This is a genomic window from Allobosea psychrotolerans, assembly GCF_002917105.1.
Taxonomy (GTDB): domain Bacteria; phylum Pseudomonadota; class Alphaproteobacteria; order Rhizobiales; family Beijerinckiaceae; genus Allobosea; species Allobosea psychrotolerans.
In genome coordinates this window covers 70,340-91,828 of the sequence record NZ_PQFZ01000014.1, presented here as the reverse complement: position 1 = coordinate 91,828, position 21,489 = coordinate 70,340, and the positions used below count along the sequence as shown (strand labels likewise).

23 protein-coding genes are annotated in these 21,489 nt (G+C 66.8%); 12 read left to right on the top strand and 11 right to left on the bottom strand.

Annotated features, from left to right (window positions below; translation table 11 throughout):
* Nucleotides 1-33 precede the first annotated feature (33 nt).
* From CYD53_RS20985 to CYD53_RS20960, 6 genes are all read left to right on the top strand, one after another.
* On the top strand, nucleotides 34-1,386 hold the full coding sequence (locus CYD53_RS20985; protein WP_245928363.1) for an LLM class flavin-dependent oxidoreductase: 1,353 nt from the start codon (nucleotides 34-36) through the stop codon (nucleotides 1,384-1,386).
* Nucleotides 1,383-2,291 (top strand): NAD(P)-dependent oxidoreductase, encoded by a 909-nt coding sequence (locus tag CYD53_RS20980; RefSeq protein ID WP_103720034.1) that lies wholly within the window; start codon nucleotides 1,383-1,385, stop codon nucleotides 2,289-2,291. The genes CYD53_RS20985 and CYD53_RS20980 overlap by 4 nt, the downstream gene beginning before the upstream one ends.
* Entirely contained in the window at nucleotides 2,288-2,827 is a 540-nt protein-coding gene (locus CYD53_RS20975) for a flavin reductase family protein (RefSeq protein ID WP_103720033.1), read from the top strand. Before CYD53_RS20980 ends, CYD53_RS20975 begins: the two co-directional genes overlap by 4 nt.
* A gap of 202 nt (nucleotides 2,828-3,029) precedes the next feature.
* Nucleotides 3,030-3,629, top strand: coding sequence for a nitroreductase family protein (locus CYD53_RS20970; protein WP_103720032.1), 600 nt, complete (start codon nucleotides 3,030-3,032; stop codon nucleotides 3,627-3,629).
* A gap of 5 nt (nucleotides 3,630-3,634) precedes the next feature.
* The gene (locus CYD53_RS20965; protein ID WP_103720031.1) at nucleotides 3,635-3,949 is read left to right on the top strand and encodes an NIPSNAP family protein; all 315 of its coding nucleotides are present in this window, start codon (nucleotides 3,635-3,637) and stop codon (nucleotides 3,947-3,949) included.
* A 200-nt stretch (nucleotides 3,950-4,149) separates the two neighbouring features.
* Nucleotides 4,150-4,929: a VOC family protein gene (locus CYD53_RS20960; protein ID WP_103720030.1), complete on the top strand. Its 780-nt coding sequence runs from the start codon at nucleotides 4,150-4,152 to the stop codon at nucleotides 4,927-4,929.
* Between the two features lie 166 nt (nucleotides 4,930-5,095).
* Here CYD53_RS20960 and CYD53_RS20955 read toward each other — a convergent pair whose 3' ends face one another.
* The 11 genes from CYD53_RS20955 to CYD53_RS20905 all read right to left on the bottom strand — a co-directional run bounded on the left by CYD53_RS20955 (nucleotide 5,096) and on the right by CYD53_RS20905 (nucleotide 15,064).
* The gene (locus CYD53_RS20955; RefSeq protein WP_103720091.1) at nucleotides 5,096-5,665 is read right to left on the bottom strand and encodes a flavin reductase family protein; all 570 of its coding nucleotides are present in this window, start codon (nucleotides 5,663-5,665) and stop codon (nucleotides 5,096-5,098) included.
* 14 nt (nucleotides 5,666-5,679) lie between these two features.
* The gene (locus tag CYD53_RS20950) at nucleotides 5,680-6,510 is read right to left on the bottom strand and encodes an ATP-binding cassette domain-containing protein (protein WP_103720029.1); all 831 of its coding nucleotides are present in this window, start codon (nucleotides 6,508-6,510) and stop codon (nucleotides 5,680-5,682) included.
* A gap of 10 nt (nucleotides 6,511-6,520) precedes the next feature.
* Entirely contained in the window at nucleotides 6,521-7,357 is an 837-nt protein-coding gene (ssuC, locus tag CYD53_RS20945; protein WP_103720028.1) for an aliphatic sulfonate ABC transporter permease SsuC, read from the bottom strand.
* Nucleotides 7,354-8,529: an FMNH2-dependent alkanesulfonate monooxygenase gene (ssuD, locus tag CYD53_RS20940; protein ID WP_103720027.1), complete on the bottom strand. Its 1,176-nt coding sequence runs from the start codon at nucleotides 8,527-8,529 to the stop codon at nucleotides 7,354-7,356. Before ssuD ends, ssuC begins: the two co-directional genes overlap by 4 nt.
* Nucleotides 8,526-9,473: a sulfonate ABC transporter substrate-binding protein gene (locus tag CYD53_RS20935; protein WP_103720026.1), complete on the bottom strand. Its 948-nt coding sequence runs from the start codon at nucleotides 9,471-9,473 to the stop codon at nucleotides 8,526-8,528. The genes ssuD and CYD53_RS20935 overlap by 4 nt, the downstream gene beginning before the upstream one ends.
* 46 nt (nucleotides 9,474-9,519) lie before the next feature.
* Complete coding sequence (locus tag CYD53_RS20930; RefSeq protein WP_103720025.1) at nucleotides 9,520-10,479, bottom strand: sulfonate ABC transporter substrate-binding protein; 960 nt, start codon at nucleotides 10,477-10,479, stop codon at nucleotides 9,520-9,522.
* A 40-nt stretch (nucleotides 10,480-10,519) separates the two neighbouring features.
* The gene (locus CYD53_RS20925) at nucleotides 10,520-10,726 is read right to left on the bottom strand and encodes a hypothetical protein (protein ID WP_103720024.1); all 207 of its coding nucleotides are present in this window, start codon (nucleotides 10,724-10,726) and stop codon (nucleotides 10,520-10,522) included.
* Between the two features lie 502 nt (nucleotides 10,727-11,228).
* Nucleotides 11,229-12,554 carry an LLM class flavin-dependent oxidoreductase gene (locus CYD53_RS20920; RefSeq protein ID WP_103720023.1) on the bottom strand — a complete coding sequence of 442 codons (1,326 nt, stop codon included), beginning with the start codon at nucleotides 12,552-12,554 and terminating at the stop codon, nucleotides 11,229-11,231.
* A gap of 304 nt (nucleotides 12,555-12,858) precedes the next feature.
* On the bottom strand, nucleotides 12,859-13,434 hold the full coding sequence (locus tag CYD53_RS20915) for a peroxidase-related enzyme (RefSeq protein WP_103720022.1): 576 nt from the start codon (nucleotides 13,432-13,434) through the stop codon (nucleotides 12,859-12,861).
* The gene (locus CYD53_RS20910) at nucleotides 13,431-13,910 is read right to left on the bottom strand and encodes a CMD domain-containing protein (protein WP_103720021.1); all 480 of its coding nucleotides are present in this window, start codon (nucleotides 13,908-13,910) and stop codon (nucleotides 13,431-13,433) included. The genes CYD53_RS20915 and CYD53_RS20910 overlap by 4 nt, the downstream gene beginning before the upstream one ends.
* A gap of 38 nt (nucleotides 13,911-13,948) precedes the next feature.
* Complete coding sequence (locus tag CYD53_RS20905; protein WP_103720020.1) at nucleotides 13,949-15,064, bottom strand: PLP-dependent cysteine synthase family protein; 1,116 nt, start codon at nucleotides 15,062-15,064, stop codon at nucleotides 13,949-13,951.
* Nucleotides 15,065-15,207: 143 nt separating this feature from the next.
* Here CYD53_RS20905 and CYD53_RS20900 point away from each other — a divergent pair, with 143 nt between their 5' ends.
* Genes CYD53_RS20900 through CYD53_RS20875 form a run of 6 tightly spaced genes read left to right on the top strand, consistent with a single transcriptional unit; the run spans nucleotide 15,208 to nucleotide 21,488 of the window.
* Nucleotides 15,208-16,206, top strand: coding sequence for a LysR family transcriptional regulator (locus CYD53_RS20900; RefSeq protein WP_103720019.1), 999 nt, complete (start codon nucleotides 15,208-15,210; stop codon nucleotides 16,204-16,206).
* Nucleotides 16,203-17,690, top strand: coding sequence for an NAD(P)-binding domain-containing protein (locus CYD53_RS20895; protein WP_103720018.1), 1,488 nt, complete (start codon nucleotides 16,203-16,205; stop codon nucleotides 17,688-17,690). The genes CYD53_RS20900 and CYD53_RS20895 overlap by 4 nt, the downstream gene beginning before the upstream one ends.
* Nucleotides 17,677-18,540, top strand: a complete 864-nt coding sequence (locus CYD53_RS20890) for an alpha/beta fold hydrolase (protein ID WP_103720017.1) — start codon at nucleotides 17,677-17,679, stop codon at nucleotides 18,538-18,540. Before CYD53_RS20895 ends, CYD53_RS20890 begins: the two co-directional genes overlap by 14 nt.
* On the top strand, nucleotides 18,537-19,457 hold the full coding sequence (locus CYD53_RS20885) for an ABC transporter permease (RefSeq protein WP_103720016.1): 921 nt from the start codon (nucleotides 18,537-18,539) through the stop codon (nucleotides 19,455-19,457). The genes CYD53_RS20890 and CYD53_RS20885 overlap by 4 nt, the downstream gene beginning before the upstream one ends.
* Nucleotide 19,458: 1 nt before the next feature.
* Nucleotides 19,459-20,310 (top strand): ABC transporter permease, encoded by an 852-nt coding sequence (locus CYD53_RS20880; RefSeq protein ID WP_103720015.1) that lies wholly within the window; start codon nucleotides 19,459-19,461, stop codon nucleotides 20,308-20,310.
* 2 nt (nucleotides 20,311-20,312) lie between these two features.
* Nucleotides 20,313-21,488, top strand: a complete 1,176-nt coding sequence (locus tag CYD53_RS20875) for a M24 family metallopeptidase (protein WP_103720014.1) — start codon at nucleotides 20,313-20,315, stop codon at nucleotides 21,486-21,488.
* Nucleotide 21,489: the final 1 nt, after the last annotated feature.

The following is a 21,489-nucleotide window of genomic DNA, read 5'->3' as shown; positions in this document are numbered from 1 at the left end:
AGTCGGAGCCCCGGAGAAGGACACAAACTCCCCATGCAGAAGCGTCAGATGCGGCTCGTTGCCTTTCTCAAGGCCGGCCCGACCTGCCACCACCACGGCATGTGGCGGCACCCCGAGACCGATAACGGCTTTCTCGAGCCCGATTGGTACGAGCACATCGCCCGAGTGCTGGAAAAGGGCTGCTTCGACGGGCTGTTCTTCGCCGATGTGCTCGGCATCTACGATTATTACAACCGCAGTTTTGCGACCATGGTCGGCAAGGGCGGCGCGCTCAGCCTGCTCGATCCCTTGCCGATCCTGGCGATGATGGCGCGGGTGACGCGGCATATCGGGTTGGGCGCGACACTCTCGACGACCTTCCACAATCCCTATCAGATCGCTCGCACGCTCGGCACGCTCGACATTCTGAGCAAGGGCCGCATGGCCTGGAACGTCGTGACCTCGGCGAGCAATCTGGAGGCCCGCAATTTCGGTTTCGAGGCGATCCCGGGCCGGGAGGAACGCTATGGCCGCGCCGATGAGGTGCTGGAAGCCTGCATGGCGCTTTGGCAGAGCTGGGACGAGGGAGCGCTCGTTATCGACAAGGAGACCGGCCGCTTCGCCGACCCCGCCAAGCTGCACTATGCCGATTACCGCGGCGAATGGGTCAGGACGCGCGGACCGTTGACTGTGCCGCGCTCGCCGCAGGGCCATCCGGTGATCATGCAGGCTGGCTCGTCGGGGCCCGGCAAGGCCTTCGCGGCGCGCTGGGCGGAGATGATCTTCACCTTGCAACACACGGCGCAGGACATGCGCCGCTTCCGCAGCGAGATGCGCGCGGCGATCGAGGCTGCCGGCCGCGATCCCGATCATTGCGCCGTGCTGCCCTCGGTCGATCCCATCATCGGCGAGACGGTCTCGATCGCCCGCGAGAAGCAGGATTTCGTCAACAGCCTGGTCGATCCCGAACTGGGCATGGCGCTGATGTCCTCGCATATCGGCACCGATCTTTCGCGCTTTCCGATCGATCAGCCAGTGGTCGACCTGCCGCTCGAGGAAGGCTCGCGCGGCTCCTTCGAGGTGATTCTGCAAGGCACCAGGGCCGAGGGGTTGACGCTGGGCGAGGCGGCAAAGCGCTTCGCGACCAGCGAGCTCGCGCCGCAGATCGTCGGCACGCCCGTGCAGGTCGCAGACCAGCTGGAGGCGATGTTCACAAGCGAGGCCTGCGACGGCTTCATCCTGACCCCGACCGTATCGCCGGGCACCTGGGAGCAGTTTTCGCGGGCCGTGGTGCCGATCCTGCAGAAGCGCGGATTGATGCGCAGCTCCTATGAAGGCGCGACATTGCGGGAGAACCTCCGGGCTGGAGCGAAGCCCCGCGACACCGCGCAGGGGAGGGCGGCATGACGGCTCCCGTCATCGGCTTCGTCGGCTTCGGCGAGGCGGCGCAGTGCTTCGCGCGCCATCTGACCGCCAACGGCGCTGCTGCGCCGCTGGTCTTCTGCGAAGGTCGTACGAACCGCCCGCCCTATTCGGAGCCGTTCCGCTTGCAGGTGCGCGAAACGGGTGCAGAATTGCTGGACACGCTCGAGGCGCTGCTGGCACGGGCCGACATCGTGATCTCGGCTGTCGTCGTCGCGACCGCCGCTGAAGTCGGGGCTGCGATCGCGGCTGGCTTGCGGCCGGGCGCGCTCGTCGTCGACATCAACGCCTCGACGCCATCAAGCAAGATCGCCGTTGCCGAGGCGGTGCAGGCCAGGGGCGGCGCCTATACCGACGCCAATCTGATGGGCGCGGTCAGCATCTATGGCGCGAAGGTGCCGCTCTATTGCTCGGGCGATGGGGTCGAGCGTTTCACTGCCGTCTTCGCCCCGTTTGGCTTCACCATCGAGAGCGCCGGTCCGCGCGCGGGAGACGCGGCGGCTGTGAAGATGCTGCGCAGCGTCGTCACCAAAGGCATCGAGGCCCTGGTGATCGAGGCGATGACGGCCGCCTCCGCTGCCGGTGTGCGGGCGCAGGCGCTGCGCGGGATCTGCGAGCCGATGGACGCGACGCGCTTCAGCACCTTTGTCGACATGTGCATCAGGACCGATGTGCTGCATGCCGAGCGGCGTGCGGTCGAGATGGACGGCGTCGCGGAGGGCATTCGCGAGCTCGGGCTGGATCCGGTGATGACGCAGGCGACCTGCACCCGTTTGCGGGCCTCGGCCGCGCTCGGTCAGCGCGAGGCCTTCGTCGCGCGGACAAGCTACACGGCCGACGACGTCCTCGACGCCTATCGCGCCCGATCTGGAGAACTGCCGTGTCGATGAGCGCGCTCAAGCTGCCGAATACGGAACGCGAAGACGACGCCACTGGCGGCGTGGCGCTCGACACGCGCGAACTGCGCCGCGCTCTCGGACAATTCGCGACCGGCGTCGCCGTGGTGACGACGCATGAGCGCGGCGGTGATCCGGTCGGCCTGACGCTGAGCTCATTCAACACCGTCTCGCTCGACCCGCCGCTGATCCTGTTCAGCGTCGCGCGCAAGGCGCGCAGCCTCGAACATCTGCTGCAGGCGCAGAGCTTCGCCATCAACATCCTGCATCGCGAGCAGGAGGCCATTTCCAACCGCTTCGCCCAGTCGGTCGCGACCAAATGGGATGGCGTCGATCAACGTCCCGGCCGGACCGGAGCGCCCTTGCTGCCCGGTGCGCTCGCCCATTTCGAATGCCGTTGTTATGCGCAGCATGATGGCGGCGACCACGTCATCTTCGTCGGTGAGGTGCTTCGCTTCGATTGCGAGCCGATCGATGCGCCGCTGATCTTCTGCCGGGGGCAATATCGCAGCCTGGACGGTTCGCGATAAGCGGCCACGGCCGCTGAAGCCGTGGTTCACATAGGCGTTATTGCAAGCCTCGCTCTCCGAAAATGCGGCATATGCCGATATGCCGCGAACGCGCTTCTTGCTAATGGAAGAGGCGCGGCGTCGATGCACTGATCTGGACTATCTTGCCGATCGAGACGCGGCTCAATCCACCACTGTTCCGCATTCTGCAGGATATGTTTCCATGACGAGCATCAATCATCGCGTCGCCGATCATGCGATCGACCCGCTTTTCCTTGAGCGCTGGTCGCCGCGCGCCTTCACCGTCGATGGCATCTCGGAGGCCGGGCTCTTGTCCCTGTTCGAGGCGGCGCGCTGGGCTCCGTCCTCCTATAATTCGCAGCCCTGGCGGTTCGTTTATGCGCGGCGCGGCACGGCGCATTGGGACAAGCTGCTCGGCCTGCTGAACGAGTTCAACGCCTCCTGGGCCAAGCATGCCGCCGCTTTGGTCATCGTGGTCTCGAAGCAGGCCATGGCCGTTCCCGGCAAGACCGAAGAGGTGCCGTCCTACAGCCATTCCTTCGATGCCGGGGCGGCCTGGGCCCAGCTTGCCTTGCAGGCGACACGGTCCGGCTGGCAGGCCCATGGCATGGTCGGCTTCGATCATGCGCGCGCGGCGACCGAACTGAACGTGCCGGCCGGCTACCGCGTCGAGGCTGCGATCGCGATCGGCAAGCCGGGCGACAAGACGCAATTGCCAGAGGCGCTGCAGGCGCGTGAAACCCCGAGCCAGCGCAATCCGCTCTCGGCCAGCGTCTTCGAAGGCGCCTTTCCGGCAGGCTGACGATCATGATCCTCGATGAACGCACCTACGCGATCAAGCCGGCCCATGTGCGCGACTATCTCGATCTCTATGTCCGCGAGGGCATGGAGCTGCAGGTCTCGCATCTCGGCCAGCTGATCGGCTGGTTCACCACCGATACGGGCGTCGTCAACGAAGTCGTCCATATGTGGCGCTTCGAGGATGCGGGCGATCGCGAGCGCCGGCGTGGGGCGATGGAGGCCGATCCGCGCTGGCAGGAGTTCCGCGCCAAGGCCGCGCCCTATGTGCTGGAGATGCGCAGCCGCATCCTGCGCCCCACGGCGTTCTCGCCGTTGCGCTGAAAGCCGCGTTCCACCTACAGCATCGGCTTCTTCCGAAAACCGGCCTCCACTTTTCGGGCCGATGCTCTGGTCGAGCGCTCAGCCGCGACCGGGCCGTTTATCCGCCGCCAGATCTGCCCGATCTGGTGGCGGCTTCGCACTCCCGCTAGAGCGGTGTCCACTTCGCTCGACAACGCTCACGTTCACAAGGACGCCCCGCGATGCCGCTTTCGATCGACCATATCGTCATTGCCGTCACCGATCTCGATCAGGCCGTTCGCGACTATGAGGCGCTGGGCTTCACGGTGCTGCCCGGCGGCGAGCATCCGCGCGGCTCGCGCAATGCGCTCGTGGTGCTGGGGGACGGCGCTTATCTCGAAATCATCGCCTTTTCCCGGCCGGTGCCGGATTTCCGCTGGTGGCGCGTGCTGGACGAGGCCGGCAACGGGCTGGTCGATTACGCCCTGCTGCCGGATTCGCTCGATCTCGACCTGGCTCGCGCCCGCGCCGGCGGAATCGTGATGGAGGGCCCGATCGACGGCGCGCGCCTGCAGCCCGACGGCACGCGCCTGGCCTGGCGCTCGGCGCGGCCGCCGGAAAGCGACATCCCCTTCCTGTGCGAGGATGTCACGGCGCGGGCGCTGCGCGTGCCGGAGGGTGCGGCCCGCACGCATGCGAACGGAGTCACGGGCGTTGCCGGCGTGACCGTGGCGGTCCGCGACCTTGGCGTATCGGCAGCACGCTATCGCACCCTGCTCGGCCAGGCGCCTGTCGCCAGCGGCGGCGTGCCGGGGCTCGGCTTCGGGCTCGTGCAATTCCAGCTCGGCCGCCAGATCCTGTCGCTGGCCGAGGGGCGGGCCGAAGCCTGCGAAGGGCTAACGCGCCATCTCGAACAGCGTGGCCAGGGCGCCTATGCGATCTCGTTCTTCGGCGGGAAGGACCAGGCGCTCGACACCAGCCTCGCCCATGGCGCGAGGCTGGAGATCGTCAGGGAGCGCTGAGGGCCTGTCTGGAACCTCCGGCCCTCATTCTGAGGAGCCGCGAAGCGGCGTCTCGAAGGATGCTCCAGATGGTTCCAGAGCCTCCTGGAGCATCCTTCGAGACGCGGGCTAAAGCCCGCCCCTCAGGACGAACGCTCAGAGGGAGTCCAAGCAGCTTCGGACGTCTCTAATAAGCGCGCAAACCCAGCGCCGTGGTCGCTTCCTCGATCATCCAGCCGAGCCGTTCATAGTCACCGCGCCAGTAGACCAGGGCGGCGTCGTCGCGGCCGAGCCTGACCTCCCGGACCCGGCCGATGATGATGGCGTGGGAGTGGCGCTCGATGATCTCCTCGACCTCGCAATCGAGGCTGGCCAGGGCGCCGAGCAGGAGCGGCGCGCCGGATACACCGCTCGTCCAGTCCGCATCGGCGTAGCGCGCGGCGCCCTTCTCGCCGCCCCGGCCGGCGAAGCGATCGGCGACCTGCTTTTGGGTCGCACTCAGGAAATTCACGCCGAAGCTGCGGTGACGCTGGAGCACGGGATAGCTCGACGAGCTCAGATTGAGGCCGAAGAAGATGGTCGGCGGCTCGGCCGAGAGCGAGGAGACCGAGGTCGCGGTCAGGCCGGTGCGGTCTTCGCCGTACCCTGTCGTGATCACGCTGACGCCGCCGGCGCGATGGCGGAAGGCGGCGCGGAAGGTGGCCACATCGTCGTGGACCGGGCGGATCGCCTTGGGCAGCGGGGTGATGACGGCCATCGCTTCCATCTCCTTCAGATCGCGTATTCCGGCGGGTTGGCGTCTTCGCGGATCAGGTCCTTGAGGATGCGCTCTTCGAGCAAGGCGAGGTCGACCGAGCCGCGCCGGCGCGGGCGCGGCAGGTCGACCGCGATATCGAGCGTGATGCGGCCCTCGTCGATCATCACGACGCGATCGGCGAGCGTCAGCGCCTCGGAGACGTCATGCGTCACCAGGATCGCGGTGAAGCCCTGGGCGAGCCAGACCCGCTCCAGCAGCCCCTGCATCTCGATGCGGGTCAGCGCGTCGAGCGCGCCGAGCGGCTCATCCAGCGCCAGCACGCGCGGCCGGCTGACCAAGGCGCGGGCGAGCGCGACGCGCTGGCGCTGCCCGCCGGAGAGCAGAGCGGGCCATTGCTGCGCCTTCGCTTCGAGCCCGACGGCGCGCAAGGTCTGGAAGGCGCGCTCCTCGGCCTCGGGCAGCTTGCGCTCGGCGCCCAGCCCGACCTCGACATTGGAGAGCACGCGCGCCCAGGGCAGCAGGCGCGGCTCCTGGAACATGATGCGCGGGGTCGCGGCGGCGGTGCCGGCCTGACCGAAACTGAGCGTGCCTTCGCTTGGCGTATCGAGCCCGGCGAGAATGCGCAGCAGCGTGCTCTTGCCGCAGCCGCTGCGCCCGACGATGGCGAGGAACTGCCCCGCGGGCACGTCGAGATCGATTCCGCGCAGAACCTCAAGCTCGCCGAAGCGCTTCTTCAGGCCCCGTATCGCGATCGGCTGGCCGCGCGCGGCCCGGGCTTTCGCCGACTGGTCCTCGAACAGGGCCTCGAAAAGCCGGGCGCCCGGCGCCAATGTCGCTGTCGTCATGGCCGGCTCCTCACGGCTTCTCGAAGGCGGGGTGCCAGGAGAGGCAGAGCCGCTCCAGCAGGCGCACCACGGAGTCCGCGAGCTTGCCCAGCGCCGCGTAGATCACGATCGCCAGCACGACGACGTCGACCAGCATGAACTCGCGCGCATTCATCGCCATGTAGCCGATGCCGGAATTGGCCGCGATCGTCTCCGCCACGATCAGCGTCAGCCACATGATGCCGAGCGCATAGCGCACGCCGACGAAGATCGAGGGCAGGGCGCCGGGCAGGATGACGCGGCGGAACAGCTCGAAATTGCTCATGCCATAGGAGCGACCCATCTCGACGAGCTGGCTGTCGACGGTGCGCACGCCATGGAAGGTGTTGATATAGATCGGGAAGAAGACGCCGAGCGAGGTCAGGAAGAGCTTTGCCTCCTCCTCGATGCCGAACCATAGGATGACCAGAGGGATCAGCGCCAGGTTCGGGATGTTGCGCACCATCTGGATGGTGGTGTCGGTGACGCGCTCGGAGGTCTTGGACAGGCCGTTGAACAGCCCGAGCGCGAAGGCGAGCGAGCCGCCGAGCAGGAAGCCGGAGATGGCGCGCTTGAAGCTGACCGCGATGTTTTCGGCGAGCTGCCCGTTGAGCGTCAGCCGCCAGCCGGCGGCGAGCACGTCGCTCGGTGCCGGCAGGACGTTGGCGGCGATGAAGCCCAGCCGCGAGGCTGCTTGCCAGACCACGAGAATCGCAAGCGGCAACAGCCAGGGCGTCAGGCGCGCGAGCCATGGCTGCAGCGGCTTGAGGTCGGGCAGGCGCAGGCTGGCGCGTTGCGGGCGCGGGATCGGTTCTGCGCGGTCGGTCATGAGCTCGCGGCCCGCTTCTGCTCGGGCTTGGCGTCATTGGCGATGGTCTCGCCGAAGGGGCCGTTATTGACGATGCCGTTGATCACGGGCTTGCCGTGGTTGAGCGGCAGCAGCGGGAAGACCAATTCGGCGAAGCGGTAAGCCTCCTCCAGATGCGGGTAGCCCGACAGGATGAAGCTGTCGATGCCGAGCGCCATGTACTCCTTGATCCGGGCCGCCACCTGTTCGGGGCTGCCGACCAGAGCCGTGCCGGCCCCGCCGCGCACCAGGCCGACGCCGGCCCAGAGATTGGGCGAGATCTCGAGCTTGTCGCGGTTGCCGCCATGCAGCGCCGACATCCGCCGCTGGCCCTCGGAATCCATGCGGGCGAAGATCTGCTGCGACTTGGCGATGGTGGCGTCGTCGAGATGGCTGATCAGCTTGTCGGCCGCCGCCCAGGCCTCGGCCTCGGTCTCGCGGACGATGACGTGCAAGCGAATGCCGAAGGAGAGTTTCCGCCCCGCCGCTTTGGCCGCGGCGGAGACGGTCGCGATCTTCTCGGCGACCGCCACTGGGGGCTCCCCCCAGGTCAGGTATTTGTCGATGGTCTCGGCCGCGACATCGATGGCGGCGGGCGAGGAGCCGCCGAAATAGAGCGGCGGCCCGCCGGCCTGCGTCGAGGGATAGAGCAATTGCCCATCCTCGATGCGGATATGCTTGCCCTCATGCCGCACGGTCTCGCCGCGCAGCAGGGCGGAATAGACCGAGAGGAACTCGCGGGTGACCTCGTAGCGCTCGTCATGCGACAGGAAGATGCCGTCGCCGGCATTCTCGACCGGATCTCCGCCGGTGACGACATTGACGAGCAGCCGCCCGTTCGAGACGCGGTCGAGTGTCGCGGTCATGCGCGCCGCCAATGTCGGCGATTGCAGCCCGGGCCTGACCGCCACGAGATAGCGCAGGTTCTGCGTCAGCGGCGCGACCGCCGAGGCGACGATCCAGGAATCCTCGCAGCTTCGGCCGGTCGGCAGCAGGACGCCGTAATAGCCCAGCGTATCGGCGGCCTGGGCGATCTGGCGCAGATAGGCGAAATCGGTCTGGCGGCCGCCCGTGGCCGTGCCGAGATAACGGCCGTCGCCATGGGTCGGCAGGAACCAGAGGACATTGGCGCTGTGTGCAGGCGCGATGCTCATGAGGCGATCCTCTTCACGGCGCTGGCGATGGTGACGGGCTTCGGCAGCAGGCCGAGCGCGTGGAAGGTGTCGGCGATGCGCTGCTGCTCGGCGATCGTGGCCTCGTCGAGCGGCCTGATCCCGTAGCTTTGCCGCGCCAGCGCCAATTGCAGGATCGGGGCTGGAATGCCGGTCGAGGGGCTCAGCGCCTCGGCGACGGCGGTGATGTCGGCCTTGGCCCAGTCATCGACATCGCTCAATTGCTTGAGGAAGACCTTCAAGGCCGCGTCGTGATTGGCGACGAGCTTCTCGCTGGCGAGATAGAACTGGTGGTTGGCGACGATGCCGGTGCCATCGGTGAGCGTGCGCGCGCCGATCGTTGTCTCGGCCGCGGCCTGGAAGGGGTCCCAGATCGCCCAGGCGTCGACCGCGCCGCGCTCGAAGGCTGCGCGCGCATCGGCCGGGGTCAGGAACACCGGCGTGATGTCGGCATAAACGACGCCCGCCTTCTCAAGGGCCTTGACCAGCAGGTAATGGACGTTGGAGCCCTTGTTCAGCGCGACCTTCTTGCCCTTGAGCTCGGCGACCGACTGGATCGGGCTGCCCTTGGGTACGAGGATGGCCTCGCCCTTCGGTGCGGGCGGCTCATAGGCGACATAGACCAGCGGCGCGCCCGCGGCCTGGGCGAAGATCGGTGGCGCTTCGCCGGTGTTGCCGATGTCGATCGCCCCGACATTGATCGCTTCCAGCAATTGCGGGCCGGCCGGGAACTCGGTCCATGTGACCTTGTAGCCCAGCGGCTCCAGCGCCTTCTCCAGCGTGCCCTTGCCCTTGAGCAGGACGATCTTGCCGTATTTCTGGAAACCGACGCGCAGCGTCTTCTCCTGTGCGGAGGCCCCGGTCGCGGACAGGCTAAGCGCCAGGCTCGCGGCCGAGAGGGTCAGGAACGATCTCTTCGAAATCATCGGATGGGGTATCTTTCTCGGGTTCAGGACGGAGGAGGCCGATCGCTCAGGCGGTCGGTTTCCAGTCCCAGACGATGTCGCGGACATTGATCGGCTTGGGGATCAGCCCGAGCCGGTGGAAGCGATCGGCGACGCGCTGCTGCTCGTCGAGCACGCGTGGATTGAGCGGCGCGATGACGAAATCGGAGCGCTCGACCGAGCGCTTCCAGGGTTCGATCGGCAGGCCGGTCGCGGCCGCCTGGACGCTGGCGACCTCGTCGCGATGGCTGTCGGCCCAGCGCGCGACCTTGGCGAGCTCGTCATTGATCGCCGCGACGATCTCGGGGTTCTTCGCCGTGAAGTCGCGATTGGCGAGGTAAAACGAGTTCTGCGAGACGATGCCCTTCGACAGCGACAGGATGCGCACGCCGGGAATGGCCTCGGCGATGGCGAAGAACGGATCCCAGATCGTCCAGGCATCGACCGAGCCGCGCTCGAAGGCGGCGCGTGCATCCGCCGGCGGCAGATAGACCGGCGTGAACTCGTCATAGCCGAGCCCAGCTTTCTCGATCGCCGCGATGGTTAGGTTGTGCGAACTCGACGCCTTGGCGAAGGCGATCTTCTTGCCCTTGAGCTCGGCGAGCGTCTGGATCGGCGATTTCGGCGGCAGCAGGATCGCGGCGCCGGAGCCGGCGGCCTCCTGCGTCGCGACATAGAGCAGGTTCGCCTTGGCGGCCTGGGCGAAGATCGGGGGAGCGTCGCCGGTCGGGCCGTAATCGATCGAGCCGACGTTCAGCGCCTCCAGCAGCGGCGGGCCGAACTGGAACTCGACCCATTTGATCTCGATGCCTTGCGGCTTGAAGCGTTTCTCCAGCACGCCCTGCTGCTTGGCGATGAGCAGGACGCCGTTCTTCTGGAAGCCGATGCGCAGCTCCTTGGGCGAGAGGCTGGATTGAGCGATTGCGGCCCTCGAGGTGAGGGCGAGCGACGAGCCGGCTAAGCGGGCGATGAAATCTCTACGGTCCATGGCTTGAGGGCCCTTGTCTGGATCGAGGGGCGATAAGGGTTCAGGCGGCCTTGCGGGCGTCTTTGCGGGGGGCCTGGGCGGTGCGATGCGCGGCGGCGGTGCGGCGCGCCTGCTCGGCGGAATGAAAGGTCCGGCCGTCGAGCCTGTCGAAGGCCGGCTCGGAGGAGAAGAAGCGGAAGTTGCCGGGGGAGCCGACGATGATGCCGGCCGTCGTGCCGGAGATTTCGATGATGATGGCTTGGGACATGACTTTGCCTTGAGACATGGCTTTGCCTTCGCCGAGCGGGATCGGCGCCTTTTCGTCTGCGATGATTGAGTGAAGCCTCGGCGGTCAGCCGGGTCGGGCGCGCAATGGGCGCGCGGTCAACATCGGGTGGAGCGCAGGAAGGCGGAAACGCGCAGCAAGCCTCGTATCACGAAGTGGCTGAGATAGATCATGACCGTGTCTCCATCCATTGGGAGCCCACGAATTCATCGTGGTGCTTTTAGCGTTGGTGACGCGGCGCAAGCTGCTCCAGCAAATCCCGCGATCGATCCGGACGACATCGTTTCGATACTTGAGTATTTCTCGATCGATCGGGCCCGGTCAATGAAACGTCCTTTCAAAGATTGCTGTCCGAGAGGGATGACGACCTCTCCAGGTAGCGCTCCGCGATAGCCTTTCGCTCGGTGCCGCTTATCCGGGCAGTCTCGTATCCAGGCGGTCTCGTATCCCAGCAGGAGTCTTGGGCGCGAGCGTTGTCCGGCTGTCAGGCGAAGAACCGGTTCGCCGGGCGGGGCAGGCCGAGATTCTCGCGCAAGGTCTTGCCGGCATACTCCGTCCGGAACAGGCCGCGCCGCTGCAGCACCGGCACGACCTTGTCGACGAAGTCGTCGAGCCCTTCCGGCAGATAGGGGAACATCACGTTGAAGCCGTCGCTGCCGTGCGTCGTCAGCCACTCCTCCATCGAATCCGCGATGGTCTCGGGCGTGCCGACGAAGGCGAGCCCGCCATAGCCGCCCAGCCGCTGCGCCAATTGGCGCACGGTCAGATTCTCGCGCCGCGCCAGTTCGATGGTGCGCTCGCGGCCGCTCTTGCTCTGGTTGGTCTCAGGGATCTCGGGCAGCGGCCCGTCAGGGTCGAAGCCCGAGGCGTCATGGCCGAGCGCGATCGAGAGCGAGGCGATGGCGCTGTCGTAATGCACGAAGCTGTCGAGCAAAGCGCGCTTCCCCTGCGCCTGCTCGATCGTGTCGCCGACGACGGTGAGGACGCCGGGCAGGATCTTGAGATGGTCGGGATCGCGGCCGATCGCCGCCATCCGGCCCTTCACATCGGCATAGAAGGCCTGGCCGGCGTCGAGCGCCCGGTGCGCGGCGAAGACGACCTCGGCCGTCTCGGCCGCGAGTTGGCGACCGGGCTCGGAGGCGCCGGCCTGAACGATCACCGGCCAGCCCTGCGGCGGTCTTGCGATGTTGAGCGGGCCGCGCACCGAGAGATGCTCGCCCTTATGCGCCAATACATGCAGCTTTTCCGGGTCGAAGAAGAGCCCACTCTCGCGGTCGCGGGTGAAGGCGTCGTCGGCGAAGCTATCCCAGAGCCCGGTGACGACGTCGTAGAATTCGCGCGCCCGATCATAGCGCTCGCCATGGTCCATATGCTCGTCGAGCCCGAAATTCAGCGCGGCGTCGGGGTTCGAGGTGGTGACGATGTTCCAGCCCGCCCGGCCGCCGCTGATGTGGTCGAGCGAAGCGAAGCGTCGGGCGATATGGTAGGCGGCATCAAAAGTCGTCGAGGCGGTGGCGACGAGCCCGATATGCTCGGTGACGCTGGCGAGCGCCGAGAGCAGGGTGAAGGGCTCGAAGGAGGTCACGGTGTGGCTGCGCTTCAGCGCCTCGACCGGCATGTTCAGTACGGCGAGATGGTCGGCCATGAAGAAGGCGTCGAACTTGCCGGCTTCGAGCTTCTGCGCGAAGCGCTTCAGGTGCCCGAAGTTGAAATTGGCATCCGGATAGGCGCCGGGATAGCGCCAGGCGCCGGTATGGATGCTGACCGGGCGCATGAAGGCGCCGAGATGAAGCTGGCGGGAAGCGGGCATGAAGCGGCCTGTCGTGAGGGTCTCGAGCGCTCGAGACTTAAGACAGGGGCGTTCCGTTTTTTAGCAGGAATCGTACAAAGCGATATTCGCGCTGGCCATAGGCGCGGGGCCAGCGGATTTGTCCTGTCGCGACGCCTTGGGGTGGAGCAATGATCTGCCCGGCGCGCAGGCGCCGGATCTCAGAGCCGGATGATTTCAGATGGAATCATGGCGTGATCCCATCTGAAATCTGAATCCGTCTCTCACCAAAGTTAGAGCAGGATCGATTGTGAAAAACCGGTTCCCACTTTTTCGCATCCTGCTCTCAGGGCTCCAGCGGCTCGCCCAGCGTATGCATCAGCCGGTTCGCCCAGCCGAAGATGGCGGAGGAGAGCACGAGGTCGAGCATTTCAAGTTCGTCGAGCCCCGCCTCGCGCAGCGCGTCCGCATCGCCTTGCGTGAGCTGTGACGGCGTCGTCGAGAGCCGCGCCGAAAAATCAAAGATCGCCTGCTCGCGCGGTTCGATCCTGGCGTCGAGCTCGTCCTTGAAGATCGCCTCGATCACCTCGGTGCGCTTGGTCAGGCCGTTGAAGCGCGAGGCATGGACCGCCGCGCAATAGATGCAGCGGTTGACGATGGAGGCGCCGACCGCCCCGAGCTCGCGCTCGGCGGAGGACAGGCCGTCCTTGCCATACATGATCAGGTTGAACAGCGGCGAGCGCACCGCCAGCGATTCCGGATCATGCGCCAAAGTGAGGACATATTTCGAGACGCCCTTGTTTGAGGGCGTCACCTGCATCGCCGCCATCTGCTCGGGCGTGGCCGAGGCAAGGTCGACCGGCGTGACATAGGGCGACCAGACCGGAACCGTGCTGGTGAAGGCGTGGACGACGTTGCTCATCGGGATCCCCTCAAGACCTTGAGGCCGGCCAGGACGCGGACCTGATAGTTTACGAAGGCGGCGAGTTCGGCGAGGCGGACGATATCGGCCTCCTCGACGCCGGCCGTTTTCAGCGCCTCGATATCGGCCCGCGTCGCGTCGCGCGGGGACAAGGTCAGCATGTCGGCATGGCGGAGGATCGCCACGACGCGCCGCCGTTCCGGCTCGGAGAGGGGCACGGCCTCCACTTCGCCGGTGCGGGCGAGGCAGGCCTCGTAATGTGCCGCCAGGGCAGGGTCGGCGTTCTGCCGCGCCATGCGGGCCGCGAGCGCAGCGCGCAGGCCATGGCTCAGGCCACCCGGTTCGCGCGGAATGATCACGGCGTCATGGCTCGCCTGGCTCAGGCGCATCACCTCGGCGCGGGTCGAGAGCGCCTGCGCGAGCGCCGAGCCGGGCTCAATGCCGGCAAGCTGCTCGATGAGAGTGGTGGAAGACATATGTCCCTCTTGCGTCTCTCTTGCGATCGGGTGGAGGCTCAGGCCTCTGCGAGATGGCAGTCGAACGCGCCGCCGGCCAGCAGGGTCTCGATCCTGGCCTCATAGGGCGCGGGATCGAGGCCTTTCGAGACGACCCATTCGGGCTCGTAATAGGTCTTCAGATAGCGTTCGCCGGAATCGCAGATCAAGGTGACGAGCGAGCCTTCGACGCCATTCGCCTTCATCTCATTGGCGAGCCAGCACAGCGCGAAGAAATTCGTGCCCGTCGAACCGCCGACGCGGCGGCCGAGCCGGCGCGACAGGACGTTCATCCCCGCGATCGAGGCCGCATCGGGAATCTTGACCATGCGGTCGACGACGCCGGGAACGAAGGAGGGTTCGACGCGCGGCCGCCCGACACCCTCGATCAGCGAGGCGCGCTCGCAGCAGCAGGCGGCGTCGCGCGTCCGGAAGCCCTCGAAGAAGGCGGAGTGCTCGACATCGGCGACGCAGAGCTTGGTCGCATGGCGCTTGTAGCGCAGATAGCGCCCGAGCGTCGCCGAGGTACCGCCGGTGCCGGCGCTCATCACCATCCAGCGCGGGACGGGATGACGCTCGCGCTGCATCTGCTCGAAGATCGATTCGGCGATGTTGTTGTTGCCGCGCCAGTCGGTGGCGCGCTCGGCAAAGGTGAACTGGTCCATGTAGTGGCCGCCCAGGCGCTGGGCGAGCGCGGCGGCCTCGCTGTAGAGCAGCCGGCCGTCATCAATGAAATGGCAGGTTCCGCCGTAATGCTCGATCGCTGCGACCTTCTCCGCCGAGGTCGAGCGCGGCATCACCGCATAGAACGGCACGCCGATCATCTGCGCGAAATAGGCTTCCGAGACCGCGGTCGAACCTGAGGAGGCCTCAACGACCGGCGTGTTCTCGCGGATATGCCCGTTGCAGAGCGCGTAGAGGAAGAGCGACCGCGCCAGCCGGTGCTTCAGGCTGCCCGTGGGATGGGTCGACTCATCCTTCAGATAGATGTCGATCCCGCTCAGGCCGGCACAGCCGAGCTTGAAAAGATGCGTATCGGCCGAGCGATGCTGGTCGGCTTCGAGCACGGCGATGGCGTCTCCGACCCAGGCGCGAGGGCAACCGTCAGAACTGCGCGGAGAGCTGGAGACTTGCATTGCTGTGTCGGGTTCCGATCGGGGGAAAGCAATCTCTCATTATGCGAAATAGGTATCAATCTCTTCTTGTCATTCAAAAAAGTTCGGATCAGCGGCGAACCGATCAATGTTTTATGTTTGATCTGGATCAATGCCGACCTAGCATGTCAGATATGAATAATGACGCCCTCGACATCCGGCAGCTTGAGGCTTTCGTTGCGGTGATGTCGGCCGGCAGCATCACCGGCGCGGCGCGCTTGCTGGACCGCTCCCAGCCCGCCGTGACCCGGCAGATCCGCGATCTCGAGGCGGAGATCGGCTACGAGCTTCTGCATCGCAGCGGCCCGCGCATCAGCCCGACGCCGCGCGGCGTGCTGTTCCATGTCCAGGTCGAGCGCCTGTTCTTCGGCCTCAAGCACATCCGCGAGCGTGCGGCGGCGATCGGCGCCGGGGCACTGCCCGCGATCGAACTGGCGGCGACGCCGGCGCTGGCGGCCAGCATCGTGCCGGATGCGCTCGCCGCAATGGATCCTGCGCTCCTGCCGCGGCAGATCCATATCGAGGCGCTCGCGGCCGAGAGCGTGGTGCAGCAGGTGCTGTCGCAATCGGCCGATTTCGGCCTGGCCAGCCTGCCGATCGAACATCCCGGCCTTGATGTGCACTGGATCGGCGAGGCGCCTTGCCTTGCGGCGATGGCGGAAAGCGATCCGCTGGCAAGTCGTGACGTCGTCGCACTCGCTGATCTCGCCTTGCGGCGCGTCATCACCATGGCGAACCCCTACCGGCTGCGCCGGCGGGTGGACGAGGCTTTCGCGGCAGCCGGCATCGCGCCGCGCGAACTGATCGACGCCAACGCATCGCTCACGGCGCTCGCCCTGGCGCGTCGCGGTTTGGGCGTGGCCATCATCGAGCCGGCGGCGGCGTGTGGTTTACCCATCAAGGGCGTCGTGCTGCGCCCGCTCGACGTGACGATCCCGTTCCTGTTCGGGGCGATCTCGCCTGTCGCGCGCCCGCTCACGCCCAGCATCGCAGCGCTGAACGAGGCACTGCTGAAATCTGCCGCTGCGCTCATTCCAGGCTTCGTGCTGCGTGACGCGGCTGGCACCGAAATGCTGGCCGATGCCGTCTATGGCGCGGCGGACAACCAGGAGGTGCGCTCATGACCGTGCCGTCCGCGACCCCGATGGGACCTGCTGCGATGGGACTTGCCGCGCTGGAAGCCCGCTTGCGGCAGGATCTGGAATGGCTGGAGCTTCCGGCAAAATCCTGGGTGCCGCCGCGCGAGATCGACGGGCGGCGCGTGCTAGATGTCGTCATCATCGGCGCCGGCATGGCAGGGCTTGTTGCGTCGGGCATGCTGAAGCGCCTCGGCGTCGACAATCACGTGCTTTACGACCGCGCGCCCGCGGGCCTGGAAGGGCCGTGGGTGACTTTCGCGCGGATGCGCACCTTGCGCTCGCCGAAGCAATTGACCGGGCCGGCGATGGGCCTGCCGGCGCTGACCTTCCGCGCCTTTTACGAGGCCCAGTTCGGACGGGCCGCCTGGGACGCGCTCGACAGGGCGCCACGCGCGCTCTGGATGGATTATTTGATCTGGTATCGCAGGGTGCTCGACCTGCCCGTCGAGAACGAGACGGAGGTGGCCGCGATCCACGGCGGGCCCGATGGCGTCCTCGCGCTCCGGATCGTCAGGGCAGGCGTGGCCGAGACCGTCCATGCGCGCCATGTCGTGCTGGCCACGGGGCGCGACGGGCTCGGCGGACCCTATGTTCCGCCGATTGCCGGGACGATCGACCGCCGCTACTGGGCCCATACCGCCGACGCGATCGATTTCGAAGCGCTGAAAGGCAAGCGCGTCGCCGTCATCGGCGCCGGTGCGTCGTCGATGGACAATGCCGCCGTCGCGCTGGAGGCAGGTGCTGCGCGGCTCGACCTGTTCATCCGCCGCACCGACATACCGCGCGTCAACAAGTTCACCGGCATTGGCAGCCAGGGCGTCGTGCATGGCTTCGCCGGCCTGCCCGATGAGTGGAAATGGCGCTTCCTCGACCATACGCTGCGGGCGCAGACGCCGCCGCCGCGCCCAAGCACCTTGCGGGTCTCGCAACATCCCAACGGGCATTTCCATTTGGGCAGCCCGATCCTCGACATCGAGGAGCGCGACGGACACCTCGTCCTGACCACGCCGAAGGGGCGCTACGACACTGATTTCATCATCTTCGGCACGGGCTTCCGCGTCGACCTGATGTCGCGCCCGGAGCTGGCCGATTTCGCGCCCCATATCCGGCTCTGGCGCGATCGCTTCCCGGTCCCTGCCGACATGCCCAATGTGGAGCTCGAAACCTCGCCCGATCTCGGCGAGAGCTTCGAGTTCCTGGAGAAGACGCCGGGCGCCTGCCCGGCGCTCAAGGCAATTCACTGCTTCAATTTTCCCGCCACCTTGAGCCATGGCAAGCTCTCGGGCGACATCCCGGCGATCAGCGAAGGCGCGGACCGCCTCGCGCGCGGCATCGTCCGCAGCCTGTTCGTCGCCGATCGCGAGACGCATTTCGCCACCCTCCAGGCCTTCGACACGCCCGAGCTCCAGGGCGACGAATGGACCGATGCCGACGCCCCCTCGCAGGACGCTTCCCATGCCGCCGAATGACGCCCCGCGCTGGATCGAGCTCAACGGCGCGACGTTCTGCTACGACGTCGCCGGCGAGGACCATGACGAGACCATCATCGTGCTGCATGGCGGGCGCGGCATCGGCGACCATCGCGGCGAGTTCGGCGCCTATCAGGCGCTGTCGGACCGCTATCGCGTGCTGGCCTTCGACCAGCGCGGCTGCGGCCGCAGCTCGCTGACGCCACCTTTCCTGTTCGAGCAGTTCGCCGACGATGTGGAGGCTTTCCGGCAGGCGCTCTGCGGCGGCCGCAAGATCGTGCTGATCGGCGGCTCCTTCGGCGGCATGATCGCGCTGACCCATGCCGTCAAACATGGCAGCAACAGCCTGTCGCGCCTGATCCTGCGCGGGACCGCGCCGAGCCATCATCATGAGGCGGAGGCGATCGAGCATTTCAAGGCGCGCCTCCACAAGGCGCCCTGCGCCTCGATCGGCATGGTCGAGAAGCTGTTCTCAGACAAGATCATCGACGACACCGAGCTGCGCCTGATCTGGCTCGCCCTGCAGCCGCTCTATTTCGAGGACTTCGACCCGGACTCCGCGCTGGAGAAGACGCGCACGCTGCATCTGCACGCCGAGACCCATAACGCGCTCTTCGCCACCAAGGATTACGACCTGCGCGACAAGCTCGCCGGCATCGACGTGCCGACGCTGGCGATCTGCGGCGCGGCCGACTGGATCTGCCCGCCGAGCCAGTCGCGCCTGATCGCCGAGATGGTTCCGGGTGCGGAATTGCTGGAGATCGAGGGCGCCAACCACGCCGTCCATATCGAGGCCAATGCGCGCGTTTTGTCGGCCGTCCGGGACTTCCTCGCGAGGACGGCGCCGTGACGCGCTACTTTGCCGGAAAGCTCGGCGAGGCCCTCGTCGCGATCTGGGGCGTGGTGACGATCGTGTTCTTCGTCACGCGCTTCCTCGGCGATCCGGTCGCGCTGCTCCTGCCGGTCGGGGCTTCGCCCGAGCAGATGCAGGCGCTGACGGCCGAGCTGGGGCTCGATCAGCCGATCTGGCGGCAATACCTCACCTTTCTCGCCCAGGCGCTGACCGGCAATTTCGGACAGTCCTTCCAGTTCGGGCGCCCGGCTATCGGCGTCGTGCTGGAGCGGATGCCGGCGACGATCCAGCTCGCTTTGACCGCGATCGCGCTCGGTGTCCTGATCGGCGGCACGGCCGGGGCGATCGCCGCGATGCGGCGTGGCTCGGTCGCCGAATTCGTAGTGATGACGCTGGCCTTGCTGGGGCAGGCGACGCCGGTGTTCTGGCTCGGCATCATGCTGATCCTGCTGTTTGCGGTCGATCTCGGCTGGCTGCCGACCGGCGGCTATGGCAGCCCGGCCAATCTCGTCCTGCCGGCCTTGACGCTGGCCGTCTTCGTCTCCGCCTCGATCGCGCGCTTGTTCCGCTCCAGCATGCTCGATGTGCTCAAGGAGGATTATGTCCGCACTGCTCGCGCCAAGGGGCTGATGCCGGCGACGGTCTTCACCTGGCATGTCGCGCGCAATGCGCTGATCCCGGTGGTGACGATGATCGGCATCCTGACGGGCGAGCTCCTGGGCGGCTCGGTCGTCACCGAGACGGTGTTCGCCTGGCCGGGCGTCGGCCGCCTGATCGTCCAGGCGATCGAGACCAAGGATTTTCCCGTGATCCAGGCCGGCGTCGCGCTGATCGCGGCGATCTACGTCGCGACGAACCTGATCGTCGACCTGCTCTATGCGCTGCTCGACCCGCGCATCAAGGGGAGCGCCTGAGATGGCCGACTTCCTGCGCGCCTTGCTTCGCAGCCGGACCGGACTGCTCGGTGCCATCCTGCTGACGCTGTTCATCGGAGCGGCGATCCTGGCCCCCTTGCTGGGGTTGCCCGACCCGGTGCGCTCGGATCTGCGCGGGCGCTTCGCGCCGCCGACATGGACGGGCCTGTTCAGCCCGGGCGCGCATCCGCTCGGGGCTGACCAGCTCGGCCGCGACATTCTCAGCCGCATCATCCATGGCAGCCAGATCACGCTTTCGGTCGCGACCTGCGCCGTGGTGCTGGGCGGCATCGTCGGCGTGTTCCTCGGCATCGTCGCCGGCTATTTCGGCGGCGTCGTCGACCGCATCCTGATGCGGCTCGTCGACATCCAGCTTGCCATTCCGCTGATGCTGCTGGCGCTGCTCGTGGTCGCGGCGCTCGGTCCCAACCTGACCAATCTGGTCATCGTCCTGGCCGTCACCAGCTGGATCCGCTACGCCCGCATCATCCGTGGGCAGGTCCTGGCGCTGCGCTCGCGCGAATTCGTGCAATCGGCCCGTGCGATCGGCGCGAGCACCTGGCGCATCATGCTGCACCATATCCTGCCCAACGTCCTGACGCCGGCGCTCGTCGTCGCGACGCTGGAGCTCGCACGCGTCATCATCATGGATGCGGCCCTGTCCTTCCTGGGGCTCGGCGTGCAGCCGCCCGATGCGAGCTGGGGCCGGATGCTGGCCGAGGGGCGCGTCTACATCTCCACGGCCTGGTGGATCGTCACCTTTCCCGGCCTTGCCATCCTGCTGACGGTTCTGAGCGTCAACCTGCTCGGCGACTGGCTGCGCGACTATTTCGATCCGAAATTGAGGACGTGACCATGACCACTACCGCTCCCCGCACGGAACGCCTGCGTCAGAGGATGCGCACTGCCGGTCTCGATGTGATCCTCGCCTTCAAGCCCGAGAGCAGCTTCTATCTGACGGGCTTCAACCCGATCATCTACAGCCATCCGGTGATCGCGATCCTGCCGGCGCAGGGCAAGCCCTCGATGCTGATCCATGCCTTGCGCGACGACCATGCCCGCGCCTCGACCTTCATCCAGGATATCCGCCTCTACGGCGCCTGGTCGACCAAGGTCACGATGGGGCCGAACTGGCAGGATGCGCTGAAGACGATGCTGGAGGAGGCTGGTCTCGCCAAGGCGGTCATCGGCGTCGAGGAGGATTTCCTGCCGGTTGCGCGGGCGCGCCAGCTTGCCGAACTCCTGCCCGGCGCCTCCTTCCGCGACGCCTCCGAGATGATCATGACGACCCGCCTGGTGAAGGACGCCGACGAGATCGCCAATGCCCGCGACGCCGCCCGCATTGCCGATACCGGCATGATCGCGGCGGTCGAGGCCGTCCGGCAGGGCGGCTCGGAGCGTGACGTGTCGCTCGCGGCCATGGCGGCGATGAACCGCTTCTGGGCCGATAACTTCCCCGACAAGGAGGTCTGCGATTTCGGCAGCCTCGAAGGCGGGGCGCAGAACGGCCTCTGGGCCTGGGCGCTGGCCGGCGACCGCATGTTCATGAACTGCGACAACCCGACCAACCGCAAGCCTGAAGCCGGCGAGGCGATCAGCATCCTGATCTGGACGATCGTCAACGGCATCCATGCCGAGAACGAGCGGACGGTCGCGGTCGGCGCGCTGAATGACGAGCGCCGCCGGGCGCTCGATTCGATCATCGAGATCCGCAACGAGGTCGCGACCTTGCTGAAGCCCGGCACGCCGATCAACGCGCTGTTCGGCGCGACCAAGGCCGGGCTCGAGGCGCGCGGCTACGGCAAATACCTGCCGGGCCGCATCGGCCATGGCATCGGGCTCGGCGCGCATGAACACCCCTCCCTCGACGCCAGGACCGGCATCCTGCTCGAACCCGGCATGATCCTGACGCTCGAGCCCAATCTGCGCATCCCCGGCATCGCCGCGACCCAGCTCTCCGACACCGTCCTGATCACGGAAGGCGGTTGCGAGTTCCTGACGCGCGCGCCGGACGTCGTGTTGAACGCCTGAG